Source organism: Prolixibacteraceae bacterium (assembly GCA_019856515.1).
Classification (GTDB): Bacteria; Bacteroidota; Bacteroidia; order Bacteroidales; family Prolixibacteraceae; genus Halosquirtibacter; species Halosquirtibacter xylanolyticus.
The window spans coordinates 742,755-755,414 of the sequence record CP082230.1; the positions used below are offsets into that span (position 1 = coordinate 742,755).

Annotated in this window: 7 protein-coding genes; 4 read left to right on the forward strand and 3 right to left on the reverse strand. The window is 34.1% G+C overall.

The window, feature by feature from the left end:
* Positions 1-45 precede the first annotated feature (45 nt).
* Positions 46-240, forward strand: a complete 195-nt coding sequence (locus tag K5X82_02615; protein QZT37799.1) for a hypothetical protein — start codon at positions 46-48, stop codon at positions 238-240.
* A gap of 33 nt (positions 241-273) precedes the next feature.
* Here the strand turns inward: K5X82_02615 and K5X82_02620 are convergent, their stop codons facing one another.
* On the reverse strand, positions 274-1,179 hold the full coding sequence (locus K5X82_02620) for a helix-turn-helix transcriptional regulator (GenBank protein QZT37800.1): 906 nt from the start codon (positions 1,177-1,179) through the stop codon (positions 274-276).
* A 516-nt stretch (positions 1,180-1,695) separates the two neighbouring features.
* On the reverse strand, positions 1,696-3,231 hold the full coding sequence (locus tag K5X82_02625) for a PepSY domain-containing protein (GenBank protein ID QZT37801.1): 1,536 nt from the start codon (positions 3,229-3,231) through the stop codon (positions 1,696-1,698).
* Between the two features lie 213 nt (positions 3,232-3,444).
* Between K5X82_02625 and K5X82_02630 the strand changes: the two genes are divergently transcribed.
* On the forward strand, positions 3,445-4,284 hold the full coding sequence (locus tag K5X82_02630) for a mechanosensitive ion channel family protein (protein QZT37802.1): 840 nt from the start codon (positions 3,445-3,447) through the stop codon (positions 4,282-4,284).
* A gap of 240 nt (positions 4,285-4,524) precedes the next feature.
* Here the strand turns inward: K5X82_02630 and K5X82_02635 are convergent, their stop codons facing one another.
* Positions 4,525-5,538 carry a WYL domain-containing protein gene (locus K5X82_02635; GenBank protein ID QZT37803.1) on the reverse strand — a complete coding sequence of 338 codons (1,014 nt, stop codon included), beginning with the start codon at positions 5,536-5,538 and terminating at the stop codon, positions 4,525-4,527.
* Positions 5,539-6,870: 1,332 nt separating this feature from the next.
* On the opposite strand from K5X82_02635, the gene K5X82_02640 reads away from it, so the two are divergent.
* Positions 6,871-9,591 carry a hypothetical protein gene (locus K5X82_02640; GenBank protein ID QZT37804.1) on the forward strand — a complete coding sequence of 907 codons (2,721 nt, stop codon included), beginning with the start codon at positions 6,871-6,873 and terminating at the stop codon, positions 9,589-9,591.
* A 90-nt stretch (positions 9,592-9,681) separates the two neighbouring features.
* Positions 9,682-12,654, forward strand: a complete 2,973-nt coding sequence (locus tag K5X82_02645) for a TonB-dependent receptor (GenBank protein QZT37805.1) — start codon at positions 9,682-9,684, stop codon at positions 12,652-12,654.
* The last annotated feature ends 6 nt before the right edge of the window (positions 12,655-12,660 follow it).

A 12,660-nucleotide genomic window follows, 5' to 3' on the forward strand; every position in this document is an offset into this window, starting at 1 on the left:
GTATATTTAAAGCAAGACAATTATTAAAACTAAATCAATTCCATTATGAAAAATCACCATTGCCCTAATTACAAATTTCGTAAAACGTATGACAAATCACCCAAATCCATCCTTGGAAGAATTTGGAAATGGCACACAAACTTTTGTCCTGGATGGAAAGCTTATACTGCATCCTTAAATGACACAGAAAGAAGAGAATTAGAACAGAGGTATAATCTTAAACACGATCCTTCAATATAGAATAACTTATAATCAACAGAAGAAGAATATCACTTATTCTTCTTCTGTTAACTTACGAAATTCTCTTGGAGTAATACCAACCTGCTTCTTAAAGAACTTTGTAAAATTTGTAACTTCAACGAAACCCATCTTATAAGCAACTTCATTAATTGGGAAAGAAGTCTGAACAAGTAATGATTTTGATTGTAAGATCAAATAATCCATTATAATTTGTTTCGGACTTTTACCAGTAGCCTTACGAACGCACTCCGAAAGGTACACTTTACTCACAAACAAACGTTTAGCATACGAACACACATCCTTTTCCTTAACAATATTCATGCTTACCATCTCTTCAAATTGACAGGCAATCTCTTGAAATCGATGCATCTTTACCTCATGAACATCAGCACGAAGAATACGTTTTATACGATGCATCAAGATTGAAAACATCGACCGAACCATTTCCAAACTACTAGTGTCACGAATCTTCACTTCATCTTTCATGTGATCTATAACATGGACCAATTCATCAATATCTGATGATGATAATTCATAAACAGAAGGGGTATAAACACGAAAAAATGGAAAACTATTCTGAACCAAATAGTCTTTATCATACCGTGTTAAAAAGGAGGATCTAAACATTATTGCGACACCTTCAACCTCAACACGACCTAGCTGATCACCTGAAGCATTCTCACAACTAAACATTTGACTTGGGGAATAAAAACCAATAGTAGAGTCTAAATTAGTATACCTTTCTGCACCAATATTCACTTGTCCTCGATAAATTTTACTTATTGATATTTCAAATATATCATGCAAAAATGGAACCGCAGCTAGTTTCCCAGCAGCTAAGTCCTTTAAATCCACAATAAAAAAATCTGAGGTCAAACAATAGGCATTTATATCTGATTTTTCTAAATATTCTTGTATATCTTGAACGCAATTCATCATTATTTCAAATAAGTTTCTAATATAAAAGTATAGTAATTATCCATTATACTGGGTAAATTCTAAAAAAACATCGAAAAGAATGTTCAATTCCTAATAATTTCATACTACTCAATTTCAAGACCACAAAGAACTCAACATCACTTGGTGTAATAATATCTACCACTGACACTCTAAAAAATAGAATGAATAACACAACATTTCTATGACAACATCACCTAATAACATAACAAACTGCATTACAACACCTTGAAAAAGACTCACAACAAAAAAAATAATCAATAAGATGTAAAACAAATCAGATATTTGAACAAAATACAGCTATTTTTAATGTAACGACATCTTCGATTTTCTTAGTATAAGGCTATAATCTAGCGAATAACTTGACAAGACCAATATTCAACGTAAAACAACACGTACGACATATAACAACTTTAGAATTCATCCTTAAACACGAGGATAATTTTCAATCCGACCAGTTACAAACAAACCACATAACGACTAATCCAATACAATAAATTATTGATGCTTCTTTTTCCTATACTTCCGCCACCACAGGATAAATCCACTAATAAAAACAGAAATCCCAATCATTCCAGACAATGGAACAATTAATATATAAAAATCACCAAGCAAATCTCTAAAGATACGCCCTGTATGTATTTCTAAACATAGACTCCATAATGAAATCGGAGAGGATCTCACAACAGACTCTGGCATCTCAGAATATTCGCGACCTAAATTAGAGGGTACTACACCTTTAAAATAGTCAACAATAAACCTTTCGCCCATCTCGCCATGCAGCAGACCTGTTACAACTTGGTCACCTACAGGCCTACCCGATTTTTTAGGGATGTACACTTTTCTGGTTACATAGTTCATCACAGTTGAGCTCTCCGGACTCCAAACAAATAACCCACTGAATGAACCTATTAAAAATGACCCGTTGGCTTGTTCTTCTAATACATTTATTCCCATCACACTAACAGGAGGCTGAACCTTATATCGAATTGGCTGATGATCTAAAGAACTCAAACGATAAATTCCTTTTGATGAAGCCAAAACAAATTCATTCCTCAATGACGAATAGTGAATATCCCTTAAATTATCAAACCAAGGATTATCCTGATCTAAATGAGACCCAGGGATAGGAGCAACCTTACTACTCGCAATGGTAATAATCAACGGAGGTCGAAGAAACATTCCGGTAAAAGTCAATAAAATAAACAATACAAAACACCAAACACCAATCTTATTATGCCATTGAATTGAGACACGATTCCAATAGCTAAGCTTCTTTGTCCCAAGCTTTGCTCTCTTCCGTCGTTTAATCCAATCTGGAAACATAAAAAAGACAATTCCCGTCACAGAAATAATGATTAATAGTATCCCTAAAAAATCAACAAAAAGAACTCCACCAATACCAAATAATGCTCCAGAATGCAATTCCCACACTGTAGTAAACAGAGACACCACCTTTTCATAATTACTTGGAGCTTTAAGCACAACTTTCTCAAAAGCAACATTACCTTCTGATTTTGTCACACCATAAAACACAGCATTACGATTAATCACATATATCGTATCACCAAAATTCGTTAGTCCTACAAATCGAGGATAATCAGTTTCAATCTTAACAAGAATCCATTTCAGTTGATCTTGGTTCCAGCGATACAACCCAAACTGTGTCGCGGCATATGTTGTCCCATCAGGCATTCGACAAACATCATTAACCTTTCGATGATCCACACCATTGGGAAATCCACCATTTAACGATTGAAAGTCATCCCGGTCTTTATTGGTAGCCCACACTCCAACAGAACCATAAATAAGAATACTATCATCTGTTATTTTCAAATCCCCTTTCAGTGCAGCATTATTCCAACCATCATATTCAAAAGAACTAGGCAATAATGATCTTGAAACATCCATATGTGAAATCAATCCCCTATGGTTAAGTAAAATACCCGACAGACCATAATACAAAAAGAAAAATGCTAAAATAAATCCAGGCCAGTGATGTAATCTTTTACTCTTCGAAATCTTCTTACCCATATCTCAAAAATTATTTATTCTTTCAATTATCAAACAAAAATCACCTTTATGAGGACTATTTCAAAATAAACATCAATCGATCTTATTCTAAATTAGATTCATGACAATTCTCATCAAAACTTAGAACATAATATTCTCCTATCATAAAACAATATCATAGAGTATTTGTTAACTTTAAATGATTAAATAATTGAACAGCTTAAAATATCTAAGATGAACTACCTTACAGACCTTAATTACAATTATTGGGTGAAGGTTGCAATTGTAATAGTTACAGTTTACCTTACTTCTTTTATCATCCGTAAAATTTTAAATCTTTTTATCAAAAAGAAGTCACTCAAAGCAAATGTTGACCCAACGAATTTTTCGTTTATAAAGAACTCAATCACTTTTGTTATTTATACAATAGGAATTATTGTCATTTTCCTTATTACACCATCACTACAAGGATTTGGGAAAGCATTATTTGCTGGTGCAGGAGTTTTAGCTGCAGTAATTGGTTTTGCATCTCAAAAAGCATTTAGTAATATTATTAGTGGAATTTTCATCCTCATATTCCGTCCTTTTAGAGTTGACGACATCATCGAAATTGGAAACACTCAAAAAGGAATGGTAGAAGAAATAACACTTCGTCATACAATCATTCGAAACTTTGAAAACCGAAGAATTGTTATCCCAAATTCCATTATAAGTGAAGAGACAATAATTAATAGTGATCTTATAGATCAAAAAATTAATAAATTCATCGCATTTGGAATAAGCTATGATTCTGATATTGATTTGGCAAAAAAAATAATTTATGATGAGGCAATCAAACACCCATTATTTATTGATAACAGATCCATTGAACAGAAAGAAGAAAATATCCCCAAAGTAATTGTTCGCGTAGTCGAATTAGCTGACTCTTCTGTCAACCTTAGAGCATCTGTATGGACTCGTACGAACGGGGATGCATTTGTTTTATCTTGCGATCTCAATGAATCTGTAAAAAAACGTTTTGACAACGAAGGAATAGAAATCCCATTCCCACACAGAACAATTGTATACAAATAAAACATAGATATCATGAATAAATCATTTCGAGGATAGCTTTCGATATCGTGATATTTTAAACCTAAAATTGACACTACTATCCTCTTCTCTCAAAAATAGCAATGCCATAATTAACATCTAAGACAACGAATCAGCTCCACTTTAATTATGGCATTCTTATTATTAGAATAAAGCAATAGACATCCAACATACATTAAGACAAAAGTATATAAACCAAAGTCACCTATTCACATACATTCATTAATCAATCATATAACGTTCTAGCATTGTCTTTGCTCTATTTTTTAACTTCTGACGTAAACTTTTAGGCTCAAGGACCTCGATTCTATCGGCAAAAGATAATAGCATCGCTTCTAACTCATAATTAGGTATTACGTCCAATGTAATAATTCCCTTGTCTGATTGATCACTATTCTGCGATGGGTGTAAGGGTTTTGTGACAATATATGGCATCAAATCCATATTTACTTGCAACACAACCTTCTCTAAAGATGTTTCTTTATTTACTGTCACCCCTACGATCTTTGAAAAATAATCAGCAAAATTAATTTGATCATTTTCCACGAATTCATCTCTTATAAATTGGACCTCTTTTATTCTATCAAAAGCAAAAGTACACAACTCCATCTTCTCATGATTTAAACCAAAAAGAAACCACCGATTATTGTATTCTTTGATAAAATAAGGAGAAACTACAGCGTGGTATGGATTATCATAAGAAAAAGGGTGGTAAAGAAGTTCAACCACTCGATACTTAACAACCGCAGAATATAATGTCCGGATATGCTCTTTTCCTGTCAGAAATTCATTTTGCTCAAAACTAACCACATGACCCTTATTACACAACCCAAATTCATCACTCAATCTCATCGAAATAGGTTCCAACCAATCAAACTGAGGAAGTCCACTAAAACGAGACAAAGTAGAAACCGCCTCTTTTAACAGATATGCTTCTTGCGTAGTCAAAGGTTTATTACAAATAGTGAAATTATTGTCAGAATAGTAATACCTCTCTTTTTTTCCTTTTTCTGAAGGACTAGTAATCACCGGAGCATCATATCCCTGAGGACTGCGCATAAACCGAATATCACTTCTTAACGTACGCAACTGTATTCCGTCACTTGCAGGATTCTCTTCTGCCAATGCATCATTACAAGCATCCAAGAGATCATCAATAGTAAAGGCCTTACCCGTATTTCGAAAACATTTATCTAATGCTTGGTATCGTATATTCGCATTCTTATGATTTGCCATAATTATTAATTCACCTCCTTATAAAACGATTATTAATCTAAACAGACATACTTAATTAACACCCCAATAATCATTACTTATTCTATTAGATGACATGGAGTTTATTTATCATAGTAAGAAATCACCTTAGTACATATAAAGTAGCACAAGCTAAATTTCTTTTCGTATTCCCCACCTGTAGCATATGTAAAACGATGTCAATAATCACATCAATTAAAAAATACATCTAATAAAAAGAATAAGCTATAATTAAGAGGGGCCATTCCAATAATAAGAGGCAAACAAAGCATACTATACGATAAAACCCTGTTGGTCTCATATATTCCATAACTATATCTAAGATTCCACAAAAACAACACCATGTAACCTATAAGAACAGTACTGTATAAAGTCAACAAAACACCTACTCGATCTCCAGGGTAATCAAAAATGTTACTTGATGTAAAAACAAAAACAACCCATCGAACAAAAGGAATTCCTCCCAGTAAACTCATTATCCAATAAAAGAAGGGTTTATCTACTCTTTCCGCATTCATATATCTATCATCTATTTTAGATTATTATTTTTCTTATTTTGACAACACTAAGACAACGAGACACATTGGATAAGCAAATAAAACAATTGGCCATATTAGCAATACATATGAAAGCCACCTACACCTTTCATAAATATTTCTACTTAAAATCAGGTTTCCAATCAAAATAACTGGATACAACCATATAATTAAGTAAACAAGTGAGACAAGAACAAAATACCCCCAAAGGCCAAAGTATAATTGGAATCAAACTTAACACACGCAGAAGTCAATAAACAAATGGTTTCTTATTTCCCACATCTTATTATTAAAAACACACGATCCCTCTCTTACTATTCTGTGATTATAGAACAAGACTTTATCACAATAAAACAATATAGTGTCCCTGATTTAGTTCAAAGAATGAAAAAAACTTATCACATCTAAACTTTTCACAGAAAACCTCCCAGACTTATTAGTGTTTAGTTTTAACTTCATACAAATTTAATAAATAATAGTACAACAAACGTCACCACGATTCATTCGACACAATAACATTTTAAATATTGATCAATCATTAACCACAAAACACATCACCACTATCATGTTCCGTTCTGTGACTATAAATATACTAGTGCAGGAATATGTTTATAAACACATCAAACAAACGAACAAAACGACCTAAACATCTAATAATCAACACCAAAACAAAACTCCTAGAAACAGACAAAAAAATGACTCACATCATATTGATATACAACATATTATTTATTTTTAGATATTTACGAAACTAAACCATATTAAAACGACTAATTACATGACAAAACGATCATTCAGATCCATTCTGTTCTATATCATAATGATAAGTGGACAGACATTATTCGGACAGACAAAAGAAGAAGGGATTAATAACTTTAGAGATTACTTTTCTAAACACAGTTATAATGGTTATAGTCTTCGGAATACTAAAAAGCTAGACTATTGTTTAGACAAACTACAAGACAATGGAAGCTTTTCTGATGTGAAAGCATTAGAAGATGAAATCATGGACAAAAAGATGTATAGTAGCAAATGGTACTCTCCACAGGTAAAAGTCAACAAGCTCATGGGAGATGTTATTCCACGTATTTGGAGGATATCCGATGCTATTAAAAGAAATCAAATTAGCCCTGAACAGAGAGAAGCAATTCTCACCAAATTATTAAAATCAATCAATCGATATGGAAATATCGAAATCATGAGAGGAGCATTAAATAATGGACGATTTCACACCAGTTGTTTTATTGTTCCAACGGCAGCTGTCAATAGTTATTTTGCACTTTTCAGTCTAATGGAAGATGTTGAAAATGGTATAAATACTGATCCAGAAGCGATAAAAGCGAATAAAACACTTCTAGAATTAAGCTATCAATCATGGACACAACCATATAGGAATGATGCAACTGATAAAAATGTAGTAAGTGTCGAGAGATTTAGAAAACACGTTTGGTGGGTAGGAGGAAATGCTTTGGCATATCGTTCATTACTTCCAGCAGCTGCTGCAATGAAATCAATTCCAATGATGGACGTGCTTTGCACTGTAACACAAAATGCGATCTCTACCGTAGCACAACAAACCTATGACACAGATTTCTGGTCTGAAGGTTTTACAGCCGATGGAGCGGGATGGGGACATGGCAAACAGAGTATTGTATGGGGATACCCTATTGATGGAGGTATTGCAGCTCTAAATCTTCTTCAACACTTCAATGGAACAGCTTGGAGCAGTAAGATGTCAGATCAAAACAAAGAAGTACTTCTTAATTATTTAAGAGGAAGCTCATGGTATTATTATAAAGGATATCTTCCTTTTGGACTAAGCCGTTCTACAATGGATTATAATAGTACCAACGCAAATATTATTAAATCTAAAAAAATCGTAGACATACTTCTTCAAAAATGGCAAGCAAGTTTTACTCCTTCTGAGATTGCAGAGTTACAAGCATTCCAAAAATCAGCATCTCAAAAGAAGATACAGATGGATGGATATAATGACGGAATCTATGACGGCACACGTTGGTTTTACAATAATGATGACCTGATAAAGAAAAATGACGACTATTATATCTATATAAACACAGCATCCAGAAGAACTGATGGAACAGAATCGGCACCTGCTCAAGCTGACAGCTACAACTTCTACACGGATCTTGGAATGACTCTATTTCAAAAAAGCGGTAACGAATATGTGCAATCTATAGGAGCATGGAACCTTACATCTGTACCAGGAACCACAACAAGACAAAATGTATCTCCATTAAATAAAGTAACCAATTGGAGTGGTTTCTGTAGCGACATCAACTTCTCTGGTGCAGCAACCCATGGTGGAGCAAATGGAGTTCTAGGATATGAGTTAATCATTAGAGATGCCTCAAAAAAATCTAAAAACATCATTTTTGATCCAAAAGACAAGAATCAATTTCTTTATGGTGTAAAAGCGTACAAATCCTACTTCATTTTCGGAGACTATCTTTTAGCATTAGGTTCTAACATCCAAAATTTAGAGAAATCTAAACCAGGTGAAATTTGGACTACCATTGACCAGACCAAACTCGAAGCGAGCTATAGTACATGGGAAGAACCTGGAAAAGTAAAAGAGTCTTCTGTTCCTCAAAGTATAATTTTCAACAAACAAGATGGCAAACTAATTGGTGCATCTCAAAAAGACAAATTTGCATATGCAGTGATACCAGAACTAACCTCTGGAGAGATCGTACTTGAAGCAGGAAGTAAAGCAACACAATGGAAAGAGCGAAACTATAGAAACAAAAATCGTAAAGACCTTCCTTCAAGTGCCAACATTTTTCATATGTATATTAATCATGGACAAGAAGTAACGGATGCCACTTATGCTTATATCGTTTATGCAGGAAAGGAACCAGCAGTAAAAGCTTTTCAAGCCAAGCCAATCGATGTAATAGAAAACAGCAAACAAATACAAGCTGCGGAATCAAAGAAGAACCATATCATGGGGATAGTCTTTCATGATAAAACCAAAATATTCAAACACAAAGGATTTACAGTGGAATCTAGTCATCCTGCCGTATTACTTATAGAAGAGACCAATGGGATGTTAACCTTTACAGCCAATGACCCAGAAATGAATCCTGATTGTAAAGAAATCACACTTACTGTAAATGGACCTTTATGGGGCCACACTTTTAAAACTCAAACCATAAAAATCAATCTTACAGTAGGACATCATGCTGGAAAACCGACAACGATTACTCTTCCATTTACCGTAGGAGCTTCTAACAACTTGAAGAAACAAACGAAAAAAAGCAGTTCATTTTATATAGAGACATCCACAGGTTCAAACACGATAAAGAGCAATGGAAGTATGACTAAAATAGAGGTATTTAGTATCATGGGTAACCTTATCAACCAGTTTACGCCAAACAGTAATTCATACGTCTTACCAACTTCCTTAAATGGTCTTCATATCATCACTGTAACATTTAAGGACGGATCAACTAAAACAGAGAAATTCACACTATAGCATGACCAATAAATATTAACTAATAAAACGATAAGAGGCAACATAAAACAATATAGTTTTTATTCGCCTCTTGTCACAAACTAAACTCTAATGACTAAAAAAATTATTTTAATTGTACTGATAGCGCTTCAATGGTTATCAATATCTGCCCAAGAATCCCAGATAAAGGGCTCCATTATTGACATAAAAAAGGAGCCTGTTCCCAATGCTACAATAATCAATCTGATGACCAAGAAAGGGACTGTGGCCGATTTTGATGGTAATTTTACGATTAAAGCTTCCCCAAATGATATTATCCAAGTATCTTTTGTGGGATTTGCTACACAAAAAATTAACATTAAAGACAACAATAACTTAATAGTTACTCTCAAAATGGATTCGAAAATCATTGATGACGTTGTAGTAGTTGGATATGGTATTCAAAGGAAAAGTGATCTTACAGGAGCCATCAGCTCAGTAGATGCAAAAACCATGGAAGAAATACCTCTGACCAGGGTAGATCAAGCACTTCAAGGAAGAGTCGCTGGTGTCAATATTAGTACTACCGATGGATCACCGGGAGGAAATGTTAAAATCCGAATTCGAGGTGCAAATTCTATTAGTGGTAACAATAGTCCTTTATATGTTGTAGATGGATTTCTTGGCGGTGATATTAATAATATCAACCCTAATGACATTAAATCTATTGAAATTCTCAAAGATGCTTCTGCTACAGCTGTATTTGGATCAAGGGGGGCTAACGGAGTAGTTTTAATTACAACTAAAAAAGGAAAAAAAGGGAGTACAAAAATTAGTATTGACTCTTTTGTTTCTACACAAAAGAGAATCGACAAAGTGGAATTATTAGACGCTGCAGACTATGCCACTCTTTTAAATGTCAGACAAAATGCGCTCGGCGAAAAATTACTTTTCACTGATGACCAAATTAAAAATTATCGCACCAACGGAGGTACAGATTGGCAAGACCAGATATACAGGGACAATGCGCTTCTTTTCAACAATCAACTCTCTATTTCAGGAGGAACTGAAAAAGTAAATTACTTTCTTAGTGTCAACCACCTTTCACAAGATGGTATAGTAAAAAACAATGACTACAACCGTATAAGTATAAGATCTAACATTGATATTAAATTAAAAAAATGGTTAACTATCGGTGCAAATATTTCTGGAATCAAATCGAAAAAACATGGAATGAACTTCAATGGATATTACAATAATCCTATTTCGATGTCATTACGTTTTCCAGGAACAGCACCTGTTTACAATGAAGATGGAGACTATACCATCCACACTCCGCTCCCAACCGTTGGATTATATAATCCACTGGCAACTGTAATGGAGCCGAGAAGGCTTCAGAATAAATACCAAACACTTATCAATAGTTATGCACTTTTTACATTTAATGAGCATCTTTCTTTGCGATCAAGCTTCGGAGGGAAAGGAAATATTTCTGACAACAACAACTTCAACACAGTCAACACGCTAAATGGCTATACTAGTGGAACCAATTCGGGGTCTGTTGGAGCAAGCTACAATTTGAGTTGGCAAAACACCAATACACTTACTTATAATAATACATTTGCTCAAAATCATCGTATTGGAATCACCGCAGTTTTCGAACAACAAAAAGAAGAATACAGATCTCACAGTAATCTTGCAAAAGACTTTCCCACAGAAGCCCTAGGTTTCAACTATATGGGCATGGCACAAACAAAACAATCCATCTCATCGACAACCAATGGAAGACAAATACTATCGTATATGGGGCGTATAAACTATGCATTTAAAGATAAGTACCTACTTACAACAACTTTTCGTGCAGATGGCTCTTCCGTATTAGCAGATGGACATAAGTGGGATTATTTCCCGTCCACATCATTAGCATGGAGAGCATCAGAAGAACCTTTCATTAAAGATTTAGACCTTTTCTCTTCATTAAAATTCCGCACCTCATATGGAGTAACTGGAAGTCAATCTACTGGACCTTATTCATCCCTTGCTAAACTAAAAATTGGTGCAAATTATCCAATGCGAAACGATGTATTATCTATTGGAATTGCGCCATCCTCTTCAGCAAACAACGATCTAAGATGGGAAAAAACGATGCAATATAATGCAGGTTTAGATCTTGGGTTTTTAGGCAATAAAATAACACTAAATGCTGATGTTTACTACAAAAAAACCAATGATCTCTTACTAAACAGACCTCTGCCTGTTTATTCAGGACAAAAAAGCAGAAAAGAAAATATAGGTGGGGTTACAAACAAAGGAATTGAATTAATGCTCACAGCTTCTCCTTTTACAAACGACTTTAAATGGGATATCTCATTAAATCTTTCCGTAAATAAAAACGAGATTATCGATTTTGGAGAAAAAGAGATCATCGGTGAATATGTACTAAAAGAAGGAGAAGCATTCGGAACATTTTACGGCTATGAATATCTCGGTGTATGGCAAGAAAATGAACGTGAATCAGCAAGAGTATTTAATGCCGTTCCAGGAGATTCAAAATATACAGATCTAAATAATGACAACCTGATTAACAGTTCTGATAGAAAAATTATCGGTTGTGCACAACCTGATTTTCTTTTCGGAATCAATAGTAATATGTCATACAAAGGATTCGACTTAACATTAAATTTCAATGGAGTCTATGGAGGGCAGATACTAAACGAAACTCGTTATTGGCTTAATAAAGAATTTAGATTACAAGAATCAGGAGACTATTACACCTCAACCAATACTGACACCAATGTACCTGGTTTCTCTAAAACAGAGAAAGACATTGGCAATGCAAACTCAAGATGGTTAGAAGATGCATCCTATCTCAGGTTAAAAAATCTAACACTAGGCTATTCATTCAATCCTACATTCCTTAAGAAATTCGGCATCAATGGAACTCGTATTTATTTCTCCGGACAAAACCTGTTTACCATCACTAATTATTCAGGACAAGACCCTGAAATTACATCATCGGGGAATTCCGACACAAAACCAGGAAGAGACTCTAGTTCATATCCACTATCACGAATTTACACTTTTGGATTAAGCCTTAACTTCTAACAATCA

Bases quoted from the DNA above. Each gene is read 5' to 3' on its own strand.
- K5X82_02635 (QZT37803.1), bottom strand. From the start codon at position 5,538: ATGGCAAATCATAAGAATGCGAATATACGATACCAAGCATTAGATAAA.
- K5X82_02615 (QZT37799.1), top strand. From the start codon at position 46: ATGAAAAATCACCATTGCCCTAATTACAAATTTCGTAAAACGTATGAC.
- K5X82_02630 (QZT37802.1), top strand. From the start codon at position 3,445: ATGAACTACCTTACAGACCTTAATTACAATTATTGGGTGAAGGTTGCA.
- K5X82_02645 (QZT37805.1), top strand. From the start codon at position 9,682: ATGACTAAAAAAATTATTTTAATTGTACTGATAGCGCTTCAATGGTTA.
- K5X82_02625 (QZT37801.1), bottom strand. From the start codon at position 3,231: ATGGGTAAGAAGATTTCGAAGAGTAAAAGATTACATCACTGGCCTGGA.
- K5X82_02620 (QZT37800.1), bottom strand. From the start codon at position 1,179: ATGATGAATTGCGTTCAAGATATACAAGAATATTTAGAAAAATCAGAT.
- K5X82_02640 (QZT37804.1), top strand. From the start codon at position 6,871: ATGACAAAACGATCATTCAGATCCATTCTGTTCTATATCATAATGATA.